The sequence below is a fragment of the Nocardia sp. NPDC050378 genome, assembly GCF_040655675.1.
In the GTDB taxonomy this organism is placed as follows: domain Bacteria; phylum Actinomycetota; class Actinomycetes; order Mycobacteriales; family Mycobacteriaceae; genus Nocardia; species Nocardia coubleae.
The window spans coordinates 17145-32954 of record NZ_JBFAKI010000004.1 but is presented as its reverse complement, the minus strand read 5'-3'; the positions used below and the strand labels follow the sequence as shown (position 1 = coordinate 32954).

Below are 15810 nucleotides of genomic sequence, written 5' to 3'. Positions count from 1 at the left end.
GGGAGGCGGACACCGGTGCAGGCACCTGGGTCACGGACGGGGAGCAGATTCGGCCCGTACGAGTTGCGGTCGATGCTGGGCAAAGGCGGCATGGGGGAGGTCTACGAGGCCTACGACACCGGCAAGGACCGGGTAGTCGCCCTGAAGTTGCTGGCCGCCGAACTCGCCCAGGACCCCGCCTACCAGGTCCGGTTCCGGCGCGAATCCCAGGCCGCGGCGAAACTGGCCGAACCGCACGTCATCCCGATCCACGACTGGGGCGTCATCGACGGGGTGCTGTTCATCGACATGCGGCTGGTGCCCGGCACCGACCTGCGAAGCGTGCTGCGCGCCGGGGGGCCGCTGAACCCGGAACGCGCGGTCGCTGTCGTCGAACAGATCGCCGCCGCCCTCGACGCCGCGCACGCGGGCGGGCTCGTGCACCGCGACGTGAAACCGGCCAACATCCTGGTCACCCCCGCCGACTTCGCCTACCTCGCCGACTTCGGCATCGCCCACACCGAGGGCGACAGCGCGCTCACCCAGGCCGGGATGGCCATGGGCTCCTACATCTACATGGCGCCCGAACGGTTCGACGCCGCCCCCATCTCGCACCGTGCCGACATCTACTCGCTGGCCTGCGTGCTGCACGAATGCCTCACCGGCGCATCCCCTTTCCCCAGTGCCAGCATGAGCGTGCTCATCCGCTCCCACTTGACCGAGGAACCGCCGCGGCCGAGCACCGTGATCGCCGGATTGCCCGCCGCATTCGACGACGTGATCGCCGTCGGGATGGCGAAGGATCCCGCCGAGCGGTACCCGACCGCCGGCGCACTGGCCACGGCCGCCAGACAGGCCTTGGCCGGCGCACCCGGATCGGCGCCGATCGTCGGCCGTGGGCCGGTCAACGCGCCCGGTCACGGGGTGCCCGCGGCGGCCGGATTCGGTAATGCCGCAGGCGGAATCATCGGTGGCGCCGCTGCGGCCGGGCACGGAACCGGGGCGCGGGGCACCGATGCCGCCGCAAGACCAGGCGCTGGCCGTGGCTCTACCGGGCCGCGCGAGCGTGACGACGAGGCACAGGAGCAGCCCAAACCGACGCCGACGGGGGAGTTCCGGGTGGTCGGCGCGGTGACCGCGACCGGCGGCATCGAGACTTCGCGCAGCCAGACTTCCGCGACCGGTGCCCAGCCGACGCTGATCATCCGCCCGCCCGAGGCGCGCGGCGACACCGCGGGCTTCCACCGCGTTCCGGTCGAGGGCAGCGGCGAGGTCTCCATCCCCGCCGTCATCCAGCCCACCGGCCCCACCGAAATCCACCCCGCCGACACCTATTTCGCGCCACTCCCGGCCGACGACGCCACCCCCGAACCGGTCGTCCCCACCCCGCCTCCGGCCTACACCCCCGACCAGGGCCTCCCACGGATGCGCCCGTTCCCCGACGCCCACCTCTACGGCGACAACCAAGCAGGCGAAACCTCCTCGCCCGTCCCGCAACCCGATGCCGCGAGGGGCCCTCATCCCGGTGGTCCGGCGTACGGCGGTGGTCTGCCGGGCGAAACTTCCTCGCCTGTGCCGCAATTCGGTGGCCCCAGCGATGCCCAGCGTGGCCCGCTTGTGCCGCCACGCAGCGCCCCGACCCAGCGCTACTCCGGGGAGTACCCGGTGCCGGGTGGGCAGCCGCCCGCTGATTTCGGTTCCCGTCAGAACCCGGGTGACCGTCCGGCTCCACCCGCCCGGCTGGTCTCCCCGCCGGTCCCCGGTGGCACCGGCCCGAACCCGCTGCCCGGCACCGACCTGCCCGATCGCAACTCCGGATTCGGCTCTCCCTCAGCACCTTTCGGTGCCGACAGCGGCCCGGAACCGCGTCCGGGTCAGCCGTACGGGCCGCGACCGGGCGAGAGCGCGAACACGCCCGCGCCCGCGACTCAGAAGTTCGACGTGGATCAATTCGGACCTGCCGCCGGGCAATTCGACGAGGAGCGATTCCCGGGGCCTGGTCACGCACCGGATTCCCGGTCCGCCGGCGCGGCCAACCCGTTCGGTCCGTATGCGGCGGAGGCGAGTTCGGCGCACGGTGGTGATCGGTTCGGTCCGGACAGTGGTGACCGGTTCCCGGCCGACGAGGACTCGGCTTCGCGGCGTCCCGATGCCTTCGGTCCGCCGACCGAGCAGTACGACCCACGGTCGGCTGACGGGTTCGTCGACGGCAAGCATAAAGATCGGCCCGATGACCGTCGAGACCCGGCCCAGCCGGGCACCGGCAACCACTTCGCGCCGCCCACCGAGGTGTTCGGTCCGGAGCATCGGCGGTCGGCACCCACCGAGCACTACGGGCAGAACGATCAATTCAGCCCGCCCACCGAGCAATTCGATCCGGCGGACATCGGCGACCAGCGGTCCGCGCAGACCCGGCACTACCCGGACGCCCAACGCTCCGCGCCCACCGAGCGCTACCCCGGTGGCCCGGAGGCGCGTCGCTCCGCTCCGACCGAGAACTACGGGTTCGACGGGCCGGACCCACAGCGCTCCCAGCCGACCGAGCATTACGGCTTCGACGGCCCGGACCCGCAGCGCTCCCAGCCCACCCACCAATACCGTGGCGGCGCAGCGCCTTTCGGTGCACACAATGCTGTCGACCCGGCGCAGCCGTACAACGAGCAGGCCGCCTACTCCCAGTACGACGACCCGCAGGCCTACGGCGACCACGCCTACCGCGACAACGACGGCCCCTACGGTCCCGAACCGGCCTACGCCCCGGAACCAGCCTGGGCCCAACAGGACTCGAACCGCCGATCCATGCTGCTGCCGATCCTCGTCGGTGTGCTCGCCGTCATCGTCGTCGCCATCGGCGGGGCGATCGGCTGGCGGCTGATGGCGGCCACCGACTCCACCGACACCGCAGGCGCGCCGTCCACCTCGATGGTGCCCGCCGGACCGACCGGCACCACCGCACCACGGGCGACCACGGCCGCACCGACCACCTCGGCCGGCCCGGTCACCCTGCCCGCGGGGGCGCAACCGTGCGATTCCGGTTCGGGCAGTGGCAGTTTCAGCAAGGCGGCGGTCGGCAACACCGTCACCAGCTGCCCGTTCGCGCAGGCGGTCCGCGAGGCGTACGCGGGCGGTGGCAGCGCGAGCGGTGCCCGCGAGGTGGTGGCGACCAGCCCGGTGACCGGACGCACCTACACGATGACGTGCACGCCCGCGGGCAAGCTCGTCACCTGCACCGGCGGCGAGAACGCGGTCGTCTACGTGTACTGACGACCCGCGTCGCACCACGCCGCGCCGACCTGCGGACGCAGATATGCGAATCGTTGCATACTGTCGGTATGGCTGATGACGACCAGTGGTACTACTGCCTCAAGCATCACAAGGCCGAGCAGGGCAAGTCCTGCTGGTACGGCGACCGGATGGGGCCGTACCCGGACCAGGCGACGGCCGAGCGGGCGCTCGAGATCGCGCGGGCACGCAACAAGGCCGCCGACGACGAAGACGACTAGACCCCGGCCGGTTCGCCTACCGTCGTTCCGGCGACGACGAGCACCGCTCGTCACCGACTGATCGGCACACCTGATGAGCAGAGTCACCGCACGACGCAAGACCGTCCGACTGTCACCGGCCGGGCGGGTCGAGCGCCCCGACACCCTCGCGGTCGAGGAACCACTCGAGATCAGGGTCGACGGGCAGTCGCTCTCGGTCACCATGCGTACACCGGGCAACGACATCGACCTGGTGCACGGCTTCCTGCTCGGTGAGAACATCATCGGCACTGCCGACGACATCGTCACCGCCCGCTACTGCGCGGGCACCGACAGCGAGGGCCGCAACACCTACAACGTGCTCGACGTGCGGTTGCGCGATCCCGTGCCGCTGCACCCGCGCAACCTCGTCACCACCGGCGGCTGCGGCCTGTGCGGCAAGAGCGCCCTCGAGGAGGTGCGCACCCACACCCGCTTCCCCCTGCCGCCCGCGGTCCCGGCCGTCGGTACCGAGGTGCTGACGCGGATGCCCGGCCTGCTGCGCGAAGGGCAGAAACTCTTCGACGCCACCGGCGGTCTGCACGCGGCGGGCCTGTTCACCACCGACGGCACCCTGCTCGCCCTGCGTGAGGACATCGGCAGGCACAACGCCGTCGACAAGGTGATCGGCTGGGCGGTGCGGGAGAACCGGATCCCCGGCCACGACCTGGTGCTCGTGGTGAGCAGTCGGGCCTCCTTCGAACTGGTCCAGAAGGCCGTGATGGCGGGCATTCCGATTCTGGCCGCGGTATCGGCGCCGAGTGCCCTCGCCGTCGACCTCGCCGTGGAGTCCGGATCGACCTTGCTCGGATTCGTCCGTGGCGAATCGATGAACATCTACTCGGGTGAAAACCGTGTGACCTGACGGTTTACGGACGAAGTGGGCGTTGGGCCATACAGCCCAGTACGGTGTCGGACACGGCTACCCAGCACCGAAAGCCCGGGGGAGTTCACAAACGAAAATGCTTCACATCATGACGAACAACCGACGCCACCCGATACGGGTGGCGCTGTCAGCACTGCTGGGCGTTGCCGTTTTGGTCACCGCGGGCTGTGGTTCCGACAGCAGCCCCGCCGCACCGCAGGTCACCACGAAGAGCCCGGCCACCTTGCCGGGCGGCCCGGTGACGGCCGAGGTCTCCGTCGCGGTGCCCGGCAGCCTGGCCGCCGACTTCGCCGATCTGCAACGCGGTCTGCGTGGCAGCGTGGGGATGGCGATCATGCCGGTCGCCGGGACCAAGATGGTCACCTTCGGCGACTGGACGACCGGCCCGGCCTGGTCGACGATCAAAGTGCCGCTCGCCATCGCGGTCTCGCGTCGCAGCAGTGCCTACAACTCGTCGGTGAACGCCGCCATCACCGCCTCCGACAACGCCGCCGCCGACGCTCTGTGGTCGACCCTCGGCGACAACGCCGACGCGGCCGCCGCGGTGGAAGGGGTGCTGCGCGAGGGCGGCGACGCCACGACGACCGTGCCGACCGTGCGTACCCGCTCGGACGCCTCCATCTACGGCCAGGCCGAGTGGGCGCTGGCCGATCAGGTCCGGTTCGCCGCCCAGCTGCCGTGCCTGCCGCAGAGCGAGCGGGTGGTGGGTTTGATGCAGCAGATCGTCGTCAGCCACCGCTGGGGCCTCGGGGCATTCACCAGCGCCGAGTTCAAGGGCGGGTGGGGACCGGACACGTCCGGAAAATACCTGGTCCGCCAGTTCGGGCTGATCGATTCGCCCTCGGGCCGCATCGCGGTCGCCTTTGCCGCCAAACCCGATTCGGGCGCTTTCGCCGACGGGATGACCATGCTCGACAAGATGGCGGCCCTGCTCTCGGGCCACCTCGACGAGCTCGCCGGAGGCCACTGCCCCTGATCCGCGCTGGTGGGGCAAGATGAACGCCATGCGCATCGGAGTCTTGACCGGAGGCGGAGACTGTCCAGGGCTGAACGCGGTGATCCGGGCGGTGGTCCGAACCGCGAACGGCCGCTACGGCGACGCGATCGTCGGGTTCCAGGACGGTTGGCGAGGCCTACTCGAGGACCGCAAGATCCGCATCCACAACGACGACCGCACCGACCGGCTGCTCACCAAGGGCGGCACCATGCTCGGTACCGCCCGCACCAACCCCGACGTCCTGCGCGCCGGATTGCCACGCATCCAGCAGACCCTCGACGACAACGGCATCGAGGCCCTGATCCCGATCGGCGGCGAAGGCACCCTCACCGCGGCCAGCTGGCTGGCCGAGGAGGGTGTGCCGGTGGTCGGCGTGCCCAAGACCATCGACAACGACATCGACTGCACCGACGTCACCTTCGGCCACGACACGGCGCTGTCGATCGCCACCGAGGCCATCGACCGCCTGCACACCACCGCCGAATCGCATCAGCGCGTGATGCTCGTCGAGGTGATGGGTCGGCACGCGGGCTGGATCGCGCTGAACTCCGGCATCGCCGCGGGCGCGCACCTGACGCTGGTGCCCGAGGAACCCTTCGACGTCGCGCAGGTGTGCGCGATGATCAAGTCCCGCTTCCAGCGCGGCGAGAAGAGCTTCATCTGTGTCGTCGCCGAAGGTGCCCACCCCGCACCGGATTCCGGGTTCACGCTGCGTGAAGGCGGAATCGACGAATTCGGGCACGAGCGGTTCACCGGTGTCGCCCAGCAGTTGGGGTCCGAGATCGAGCGCCGGATCGGCAAAGAAGTTCGCACCACGGTGCTCGGCCACGTCCAGCGCGGCGGCAGCCCCACACCGTACGACCGGATCCTGGCCACCCGCTTCGGCGTCCACGCGGCAGAGGCCGTGCACGCCGGACATTTCGGGATGATGGTCGCCCTGCACGGCACGACCATCGGTCTCGTCCCGCTGTCGGAGGCGACCAAGCAGCTCAAACGGGTTCCGGCCGAACGGCTCAGCGAGGCGCAGGCCTTCTTCGGCTGAGGCCTGCCTGGCGAGGCGTTGCGTGGACTTGTCGGTGGGCGTCGGTACCGTGGTTTCATGCGCACCGGTCGAGTGTTCGTTTCGGTTCTTGCAGTCCTCACCGCCCTGGTCGGCGGATGCTCCGGGTCCACGCCGGATTCCGGGGAAACCACCGTGCACGGCAACTGGAACGGTGCGATCGAGGTGCCGGGGCAGTCGATCCCGGTCGGGGTGAGTTTCGCCGAAGACGGTTCGGCCACCCTCGACATCCCCATCCAGGGTCTACGCGACGCGCCGTTGAAAGACGTTGTCGCCGAGCCGGATCGGGTCGAATTCGCCCTCCCCGACGCACCGGGCGACCCGCGGTTCCGTGGCAAGCTCGAGGGGGAGCAGATCACCGGTGACTGGTCGCAATCGGGCCAGTCGGCGCCGCTCACGCTGCGGCGCGGCAAGATCGAGAACGTCGCCCGTCCCCAGGACCCGAAGCCACCGTTCCCCTACCGCAGCGAGGACGTCACCTATCGCAGCGGCGACATCACCATCGCGGGCACGCTGACCGAACCCGAAGGGCCCGGCCCGTTCCCGGCGGTGCTGATGATCACCGGCAGCGGCCCGCAGGACCGCAACGAGGAACTGCTCGGGCACCGCCCGTTCCTGGTGCTCGCCGACACCCTCACCCGCGCGGGCTACGCCGTGCTGCGCACCGACGACCGCGGCGTCGGCGGAACCGGCGGCAAGCTCGACGACGCCACCTACGACACCCTCGCCGGTGATGCCGCAGCCGGTGTGGCGTTCCTGCGCGAGCGGCCCGAGATCGACGACGCGAAGGTCGGCCTGTTCGGCCACAGCGAGGGCGGCTACCTCGCACCGCTGGTCGCGGCCAGGCCCGGCAGCGATATCGCGTTCGCGATCCTGATGGCCGGTCCGTCGGTGCCCGGCGCCGACGTGCTGATCGAACAGAACAAGGTCATCATGGCCGCCTCGGGCGCGCCCCAGGACAAGATCGATCAGCAGGTCGACTACCTCACGAAATGGGCCGCGATGCTGCGCGCCGGTGACCTCGAGGGCGCCAAGGTGTACTCCCAGCAGCACAACGAGTCCTTACCCGAGAGCGAGCGCGCACCGAAGGAAGCGGTCGACTCGTTCAACACCCCCTATATGGCCTCCTTCATGACCTTCGACCCGCAACCGTCGCTGCGCGCGCTGCGCGTGCCGGTGCTCGCCTTCTTCGGCGGCAAGGACCTGCAGGTTCCCGCCGCCCAGAGCGAGGGACCCATGCGCGAGGCGCTCGCGGGCGCGCCCGACCCGACAGTGCACACCTTCCCCGGCCTCAACCACCTGATGCAGCCGGCCGAAACCGGCAACCCCAGCGAATACTCGAGCATCGAAACCACCATCGATCCGGCCGTTCTCACCTACGTCACCGACTGGCTCACCCGCCGTGTCCCGCCGCGCTAGGACCACCGGCCGCCGCCGTGAGCGGCTTACATAGACTGCTAGGCATGAGCGCACCCACGGTCGAGTTGATGGATTACGCCGATGTCATCTCCCGGTACGAGCCGGTGCTCGGCATGGAGGTCCACGTCGAGTTGTCCACGGCGACCAAGATGTTCTGCGGTTGCCCCACCGAGTTCGGCGCCGAACCCAATACCCAGGTGTGCCCGGTGTGCCTCGGGCTCCCCGGCTCGCTGCCGGTCGTGAACGAGAAGGCCGTCGAGTCGGCCATCCGTATCGGCCTGGCGCTGAACTGTTCGATCACCCCGTGGGGCAGGTTCGCGCGCAAGAACTACTTCTACCCGGATCAGCCGAAGAACTACCAGATCAGCCAGTACGACGAGCCCATCGCCACCGACGGCTTCCTCGACGTGGTGCTCGACGACGGCAGCACCTTCCGCGTCGACATCGAGCGCGCGCACATGGAAGAAGACACCGGCAAGTCGCTGCACGTGGGCGGTGCCACCGGCCGCATCCACGGCGCCAGCCACTCGCTGCTCGACTTCAACCGGGCGGGAGTGCCGCTGATCGAGATCGTCACCAAGCCGATCACCGGTGCGGGCGAACGCGCGCCCGAGGTGGCCCGCGCCTATGTCACCGCGCTGCGCGAGGTGCTGCGCTCGCTCGACGTCTCGGACGTGAAGATGGAACAGGGCTCGCTGCGCTGCGACGCCAACGTGTCGCTGATGGCGATCGGTGCGAAGGAATTCGGCACCCGCACCGAGACCAAGAACGTGAACTCGCTCAAGAGCGTCGAGGTCGCGGTGCGCTACGAGATGCGACGTCAGGCCGCCGTGCTCACCGCGGGCGGCGAGATCGTGCAGGAGACCCGCCACTTCAACGAGGCCGACGGGTCCACGTCGGCGGGTCGCCGCAAGGAGACCGCCGAGGACTACCGCTACTTCCCCGAGCCCGACCTCGAGCCCGTCGCCCCGGCCGCCGAGTGGATCGAGGAACTGCGCGCGACCATCCCCGAGTACCCGTGGCTGGTCCGCGCGCGCATCCAGGCCGATTGGGGCCTGTCCGACGAGGTGATGCGCGACCTCGTCAACGCGGGCGCCCTCGACCTCATCATCGCCACCGTCGAGGCCGGCGCCCCCGCCAACGAGGCACGCTCGTGGTGGGTCGCCTACCTCACCGAGAAGGCCAAGGAACGCGAGGTCGCCCTCGCCGACCTGCCGATCACCCCCGCGCAGGTGGCGGCGGTCATCGCCCTGGTCGAGGCCAAGACCGTGAACAACAAGGTCGCCAAGCAGGTCGTCGACTTCGTGCTGGCCGGCGAGGGCGAACCCGCCCAGATCGTCGAGGCCAAGGGCCTCGGCATGGTCAGCGACGACACCGCCCTGCAGGCCGAGGTCGAAAAGGCCCTCGCCGCCAACCCCGATATCGCCGACAAGATCCGCTCCGGCAAGGTCCAGGCGGCGGGCAAGATCGTCGGCGACGTCATGAAGGCCACCCGAGGCCAGGCCGACGCCGCCCGCGTCCGCGACCTGGTCATCGCGGCCTGTAGCTGAAAACGAAGCGGCCCAACTGTTCTCGCCCGTTCGGGGAGAACAGTTGGGCCGGCTTTCGACCGCCGAAACTCTAGTCGGGGCCGCCCGCGCCGCCCTGGGGCGGTGGGATGCGCACGACGCGGTCGTCGAATTCGCCTGGGGCGCCGTCGGTTTTGTTGACCGTGCTCACCCAGACGCTGCCGTCGGCGCCACCCGTGGCGCCGAGCAGCTTGCCGTACTTGTCCTGGGCGATCAGGGTGGGCGCCGTGGTGACCGCGAAGGTGGTCATGTCGGCGGTGACGGCCGCGAGTGCCTTTCCTTCGGTGAGGGCGACGGCGACACCGTCGGTGGTCGCCGCGCACCCGCCGACACCGGGGCGGTCGGGCCAGGTCCACGACACGGTGAGGGTGCCGTCGGTGCCGAGATGCTGCAGCCGGTCCTCGGCGGCGGTGCGGTCGGTGACCCACATGCCGTCCTTGCCGTCACGGCACAGATCACCGGCGGTGCCGATGCCCGAGGCGACCACCTGCGGAGTGTTCGCACCCGAGGACGGTGAGTCCAGCCGCAACAGTTTGCCCCCGAGCGAGCCGGGATCGGCCGCGGCGCCGGGGTTGCCCGCGTCGCCGGTGAGGACCAGCAGCTGGTTCGGTGTCGCCCATTCCAGCGCACCGCGATTCCCGGTGGCGCCCTTGGGGATTCCGGTGAGGATCTCCTTCGGCGCGCCGTCACGGGACAGGCGGACCACCCGGTTGTCGCTGCCGGTGGTGATGTAGGCGTACATCAGCCCGTCCTCGGAGAAGGTCGGGGACAAGGTGATATCGGAGATGCCACCGTCACCCGACCCGTCGACGGGCAGTACCGCGACCTCCTCCGGCGGTGGCTGCGGAGTGCTCGCGTCGACCGGAGTCACCGACAGGATTCGACCGGTGCGCCGCTCGGCGACCAGCGCGCCGTCACCCACCGCGATCAGCCCGGCGGCCGAATCGAGGCAGGTGCCGATGACATTGGGATCGGGGTCGATACACGGCCCGGTCGGGCGCGGCGCCTGCGAGGGCGAGTCCTGCGGCGGCTTCGGTTCCGCGTTGGCACCGCCGATCGACGGCTCGGTGGTGAACGGGCTGGACGCCGACTCGTCGAAACGGGCACACCCGGCGACCAGAATCGTGCCGAGCGCCAATCCGACTGCCACGCGGCCCGCGAATACCGAACTCATGGTGCAGACGTTACCGGCAGTCGAGCGGGGCTGACACGCCTGATGCGGCGAAGGGCGGCGCACCGCGATCCCACGTCCTAAGGTGAGACCGTGACCGACAAGTCGAACGACACTTCCCCCGATGACGGGACGGCGCGGGCCGGAGAGGCCGCCTCCGCGGCGGGTCGGCCGGTGACCAGCCCCTTCGATTCGCCGACCACGCAGATGCGCAAGCCCGACCCCAAGGACGTGCCGCGCACCGACGAGGACCTCGGTCTGGATCCCGGCGACGAGGTCCCCACCGCGAGCAGCGCGGGGACCGGTGCCGACCGCGACGACGACTACGGCTACGCGACGATCCCGCCCGCGACGGCCGCGTCGGCGGAGTCGGTCCGCCTGCAGCGCCGCAACCGCGAGGCCCGGCGCGGCACCCTCGACTTCGGCCTGTTCGTGCTGCGCCTGGTGGTCGGTGGCACCTTCATCTACCACGGTCTGCAGAAGCTGACCGGCTGGTTCCACGGCCCCGGCATCGACGGAACCAAGGACATGATGGCCGGTGGCGGCTGGGACCACCCGTCGCTGGCCACCGCCCTGGTGATCGCCGGTGAACTCGGCGGCGGCGTGCTGCTCGTCCTCGGCCTGGCCACCCCGCTCGCCGCGGGCGCCATCCTCGCGACCATCTCGAACGCCTGGATGTGGAAGCAGGGCATGATCCCGGGTTTCCAGTACAACGCGGCGACCAAGTCCGGCGTGGAGATCGACACCATCCTCGCCGGCGCCGCGCTGGCGATCATCCTCACCGGTCCGGGCCGCTGGTCCCTCGACCGCACCCGAGGCTGGGCCACCCGCCCCGCCTACGGCTCCTTCGTGGTGGTCCTGCTGGCGATCGCCGCCGCCATCGGCACCTACTGGTTCCTCCACGGAGGCAACCCTTTGACGGGCATCGGCCCCTTCTGAGCTGATCCGCTTCTCCGCGAATTCAAGCCGGACTCAGGACTGATTCGGTAAACGGCCGAGCGAAAGGTGCGTGGGAGTCAGCCGGTACCCGGTGAGTTACCCATGTCCTTGCCTGGAGGCGGCGGAGCGGGTTCGGACAGGTGGGCGGTCATGGTGGCGTGGATGTCGGCCAGGAACGCCTCGAATCGGCGCAGGTCCTCGGCGGAGTACTTTCTCATGACCGATTCTTCGACCTTCGTTCCCAGCGGGCCGAAGAAGTCGTTGGCGAGGGCGTGGATGCGTGGGGTGCTGCGCAGCGTGATGACGCGGCGGTCGTCGTGTTCGCGGCTGCGGACGATGTGACCGGCTTGTTCGAGCCGGTTCAGCAGCGCGGTTGTCGCACTGTTGGACAACGAGATCCGTTCGCTGAGCCGCGCCGGTGACAAGGTGCCGCCGCGTTCCTCGGCACTGAGGATCTCGATCAGTGCCTCGGCATCGGTGGAGTGCAGCCCGAGCCAGCCGGCGAAGCGGCGGGTGAACTCGCGATAGTTCGCGCCGTAGGCCCGCATGCCCTCGTGGATCCGTTCGTACCGGCCGTGCGTGTCCGACTGGCCCATGGGTTCCTTTCGCATCGGTTGACATCCTATTGCCCAAAAACTACTTTGACGATGGAAATATTCCACCATGGAAGTAGGAGTTGCGATGAGTCCAGAGTCGTCCGTTCGCCGATGGCTCGGCTTGATCGCCATCGCCCTCGGCGTGGCGCTGATCGTGGTCGACACCACGATCGTGAACGTGATCATCCCGTCGATCATCGAAGATCTGCGGACGGGTTCCGCCGAGGCGCAATGGGTTCAGGAGTCGTACGCGATCGTTTTCGCGGCGCTGTTGCTGGTGGTCGGTCGGGTCGCCGACATCGTCGGTGCGCGCAGGATGTTCGTCACCGGTGTCGTGGTGTTCGGTGCGACGAGCATTCTGGCCGGGCTCGCACCGGACGGCGGGCTGCTGGTCGTCGCCCGGTTCCTGCAGGGTGCGGGCGCGGCGATGATCCTGCCCACCTCGCTGGCCCTGCTCAACGCCACCTTCACCGGTAAGGCCCGTGGTCAGGCGTTCGCCGTCTGGGGTTCCACGATCGGTGCGGCGGCGGCACTCGGCCCGCTGCTCGGCGGGTGGCTGGCCGAACACGCCTCGTGGCGTTGGGCATTCGGCATCAATGTGCCGCCGACGGTTTTGATCGTGATCGGTGTGCTGACGTGTATCGCGCCGTCACCGAAGGTTTCGGGCCGTCTCGATGTGCTCGGTTCCGTCTTGTCGGTGCTCGGGCTCGGGTTGCTCGCCTTCGGCCTCGTCGAAGGCCGCACCTACGGCTGGATCAGCACGGTGCATCCGATGGACATCGCCGGATTCGGCTGGGGCAGTGGACCTTCGCCCGTGCTGGTGGCACTTGTGCTGAGTGTGCTCGCGCTGGCCGCGTTCGTCGTGCGACAGGTGATGCTGCGTCGCGCGGGCGAGGCCGACAAGGCCCTGATGGACCTGAGCCTGTTCTCACTCGCCTCGTTCCGCAACGGCAATATCGCCACCTTGATCATCGGTCTGGGCGAGTTCGGCATCGTCGCCGTGCTGCCGCTGTGGATGCAGTTCACCCTCGGCTACAGCGCGCTGCAAGCCGGACTCGCCCTGGTACCGATCGCCATCGGCAGCTTCGTCGCCAGCGGTGTCGGCTTCGGCATGGCCGGGTCGACCTCACCGCTGAACCTGGTCCGGCTCGGTCTCGGACTCGAGGTGGCCGGGCTGGCCGCCCTCGGCTTCTTCGCCGCCACCGACAGTTCGTGGTGGTCGATCGCGCTGGTGCTGTGTCTGTACGGAGTCGGCGTCGGTTTCGCGACGGCCCAGGTGACCAACGTGGTGCTGGCCGACGTCCCCGAAGCCGACAACGGCCAGGCCTCCGGTATCCAGAGCGCCTTCCGTCAACTCGGTTCCGCCTTGGGTATCGCCCTGCTGACCACGGTCTTCTTCACTACGCTGACCGCCGAGGTCGACAACGACCTCACCGCCACCGGCATGCCCGCGGCCCAGTCCGCGCAGTACGCCCATGCGATCACCGGCAGCGCGGGCGCGGCGATCGAAGGCTTTGCCGCCCAACCGGATACCCAACAGGTGGCCGACGCGGGCCGCACCGCGATGACCTCAGGTGTGCATATCGGCGCCTACCTCGCGGCAGGCTTCGTCCTGCTCGGCCTTGTGGCCACCGCGCTGATCCCCGCCCGGACCGGGCGCGACGACGAGTCGTCGACGCAACCGAAACAACCCGCCCTCGCCTGATGACAAGCAGGTCCGGCCCCTTCGCAAGGCAGTGAGGGGCCGGACCTGTTCGCAAAACCTAAGGCAGCTTGCGGACCGCGCCCTTGTCGGCCGACGTGGCCAGGGCCGCGTACGCGCGCAGGGCGGTGGTGACCGTGCGGTCGCGGTTCACCGGCTGCCACGGGCGCTCCGAGGCTTCCATCTTCGCGCGGCGGTCGGCGAGCACCTCGTCGGAGACCAGCACCTCGAGGGCGCGGGTGTGCACGTCGATGCGGATGCGGTCGCCGTTCTCGATCAGGCCGATGACACCGCCGGAGGCGGCCTCGGGGGAGACGTGACCGATCGACAGGCCCGAGGTGCCGCCGGAGAAGCGGCCGTCGGTGATCAGCGCGCACACCTTGCCCAGGCCGAGGCCCTTGAGGAACGAGGTGGGATGCAGCATCTCCTGCATGCCGGGACCACCGGCCGGGCCCTCGTAGCGCACGACGACAACATCGCCGGGCTGGATCTTCTTGCCGAGGATCATCGACACCGCCTCCTCCTGCGACTCGACCACCACGGCCGGGCCCTCGAAGGTGAACAGTTCCTCGTCGATGCCCGCGGTCTTGAGGATGGCGCCGTCGGGGGCGATGTTGCCGCGCAGCACGCACAACCCGCCCTCGACGGTGTACGCGTGCTCGATGTCGCGGATGCAGCCACCGGCGGCATCGGTGTCGAGCGAGGACCAGCGGTTGCTGGTGGAGAACGGTTCCACCGTACGCACCCCACCGGGGGCGGCGTGGAACAGTTCCAGGGCCTCCTCGGATGCCTTGCCGGAGCGGATGTCCCAGGTGTCGAGGAACTCCTCGTAGCTCGCGGTGTGCACGGTGGTGACGTCCAGCTCGAGCAGGCCGCCACGGCGCAGCTCACCGAGGATGGCGGGGATGCCACCGGCGCGGTGCACGTCTTCCATGTGGTAGTCGGAGTTGGGCGACACCTTCGACAGGCACGGCACCCGGCGGCTGATCTCGTCGATGGTCTGCAGATCGAAGTCGATCTCGCCTTCCTGAGCGGCGGCGAGGGTGTGCAGCACCGTGTTGGTCGAACCACCCATCGCCACGTCCAGGGCCATCGCGTTGCGGAAGGCCTTGGCGTTGGCGACGTTTCGGGGCAGTACCGAGGCGTCGTCGTCCTGGTACCAGCGCTTGGCGATGTCGACGATCACGGTGCCCGCCCGCTCGAACAGCGCCCGGCGCGCCGCGTGGGTGGCGAGGGTGGAACCGTTGCCGGGCAGCGCGAGGCCGAGCGCCTCGGTGAGGCAGTTCATCGAGTTCGCGGTGAACATGCCCGAACAGGAACCACAGGTGGGGCAGGCGGACCGTTCGACCTCGTCGAGGCCTTCGTCGGACACCGCCTGGCTCGCGCTGGCCGAGATCGCGCTCACCAGGTCGAGCGGTGCGTGCGCCACCCCGTCGACGACCACGGCCTTACCGGCCTCCATCGGCCCACCGGAAACGAACACGGCGGGGATGTTGAGGCGCATCGCGGCGTTGAGCATGCCGGGAGTGATCTTGTCGCAGTTGGAGATACACACCAGCGCATCGGCGGTGTGCGCGTTGGCCATGTACTCGACCGAGTCGGCGATGATCTCGCGCGAGGGCAGCGAGTAGAGCATGCCGCCGTGGCCCATGGCGATACCGTCGTCGACGGCGATGGTGTGGAATTCGCGCGGCACACCACCGGCGGCGCGCACCGCCTCGGCCACGATGTCGCCCATGTTCTTCAAGTGCACGTGGCCGGGCACGAACTGGGTGTAGGAGTTCGCGATCGCGATGATCGGCTTGCCGAAATCGGAGTCGGTCATGCCGGTCGCGCGCCAGAGCGAACGAGCGCCCGCGGCGTTGCGGCCGATGGTGGTGGTGCGTGAGCGAAGCGGTGGCATGGGAGTCCTCGTCAAATGTCGCTGGGTGCGCTCGCGGCGGGCACGCAAGGGGGCTGACCTGCGCGGCAC

Annotated in this window: 12 protein-coding genes; 9 read left to right on the top strand and 3 right to left on the bottom strand. The window is 69.4% G+C overall.

Annotation, left to right across the window (positions count from 1 at the left end; all coding sequences use genetic code 11):
- Positions 1-15 precede the first annotated feature (15 nt).
- The 7 genes from AB0I35_RS10370 to gatB all read left to right on the top strand — a co-directional run bounded on the left by AB0I35_RS10370 (position 16) and on the right by gatB (position 9412).
- Positions 16-3243 (top strand): protein kinase, encoded by a 3228-nt coding sequence (locus AB0I35_RS10370; RefSeq protein ID WP_357395504.1) that lies wholly within the window; start codon positions 16-18, stop codon positions 3241-3243.
- A 68-nt stretch (positions 3244-3311) separates the two neighbouring features.
- The gene (locus AB0I35_RS10365) at positions 3312-3482 is read left to right on the top strand and encodes a hypothetical protein (protein ID WP_166655716.1); all 171 of its coding nucleotides are present in this window, start codon (positions 3312-3314) and stop codon (positions 3480-3482) included.
- 73 nt (positions 3483-3555) lie between these two features.
- A complete protein-coding gene (gene fdhD / locus AB0I35_RS10360) occupies positions 3556-4365 on the top strand; it encodes a formate dehydrogenase accessory sulfurtransferase FdhD (protein WP_357395503.1) in 810 nt (269 codons plus the stop codon).
- Between the two features lie 109 nt (positions 4366-4474).
- On the top strand, positions 4475-5362 hold the full coding sequence (locus AB0I35_RS10355; protein ID WP_357395502.1) for a hypothetical protein: 888 nt from the start codon (positions 4475-4477) through the stop codon (positions 5360-5362).
- A 28-nt stretch (positions 5363-5390) separates the two neighbouring features.
- The gene (locus tag AB0I35_RS10350; protein ID WP_067493464.1) at positions 5391-6425 is read left to right on the top strand and encodes an ATP-dependent 6-phosphofructokinase; all 1035 of its coding nucleotides are present in this window, start codon (positions 5391-5393) and stop codon (positions 6423-6425) included.
- 57 nt (positions 6426-6482) lie between these two features.
- Positions 6483-7862 (top strand): alpha/beta fold hydrolase, encoded by a 1380-nt coding sequence (locus AB0I35_RS10345; protein ID WP_357395500.1) that lies wholly within the window; start codon positions 6483-6485, stop codon positions 7860-7862.
- Positions 7863-7906: 44 nt separating this feature from the next.
- Positions 7907-9412 carry an Asp-tRNA(Asn)/Glu-tRNA(Gln) amidotransferase subunit GatB gene (gene gatB / locus AB0I35_RS10340; RefSeq protein ID WP_357395499.1) on the top strand — a complete coding sequence of 502 codons (1506 nt, stop codon included), beginning with the start codon at positions 7907-7909 and terminating at the stop codon, positions 9410-9412.
- A gap of 70 nt (positions 9413-9482) precedes the next feature.
- Here gatB and AB0I35_RS10335 read toward each other — a convergent pair whose 3' ends face one another.
- A complete protein-coding gene (locus AB0I35_RS10335) occupies positions 9483-10604 on the bottom strand; it encodes a PQQ-dependent sugar dehydrogenase (RefSeq protein WP_357395498.1) in 1122 nt (373 codons plus the stop codon).
- A 90-nt stretch (positions 10605-10694) separates the two neighbouring features.
- Between AB0I35_RS10335 and AB0I35_RS10330 the strand changes: the two genes are divergently transcribed.
- Positions 10695-11540, top strand: a complete 846-nt coding sequence (locus AB0I35_RS10330; RefSeq protein ID WP_357395497.1) for a DoxX family protein — start codon at positions 10695-10697, stop codon at positions 11538-11540.
- Positions 11541-11617: 77 nt separating this feature from the next.
- On the opposite strand, the gene AB0I35_RS10325 is transcribed toward AB0I35_RS10330, so the two are convergent.
- On the bottom strand, positions 11618-12151 hold the full coding sequence (locus AB0I35_RS10325) for a MarR family transcriptional regulator (RefSeq protein ID WP_357395496.1): 534 nt from the start codon (positions 12149-12151) through the stop codon (positions 11618-11620).
- Positions 12152-12221: 70 nt separating this feature from the next.
- Between AB0I35_RS10325 and AB0I35_RS10320 the strand changes: the two genes are divergently transcribed.
- Positions 12222-13841 (top strand): MFS transporter, encoded by a 1620-nt coding sequence (locus tag AB0I35_RS10320; RefSeq protein WP_357395495.1) that lies wholly within the window; start codon positions 12222-12224, stop codon positions 13839-13841.
- A gap of 58 nt (positions 13842-13899) precedes the next feature.
- Here the strand turns inward: AB0I35_RS10320 and ilvD are convergent, their stop codons facing one another.
- Positions 13900-15741, bottom strand: coding sequence for a dihydroxy-acid dehydratase (ilvD, locus tag AB0I35_RS10315; protein ID WP_357395494.1), 1842 nt, complete (start codon positions 15739-15741; stop codon positions 13900-13902).
- Positions 15742-15810 lie beyond the last annotated feature (69 nt).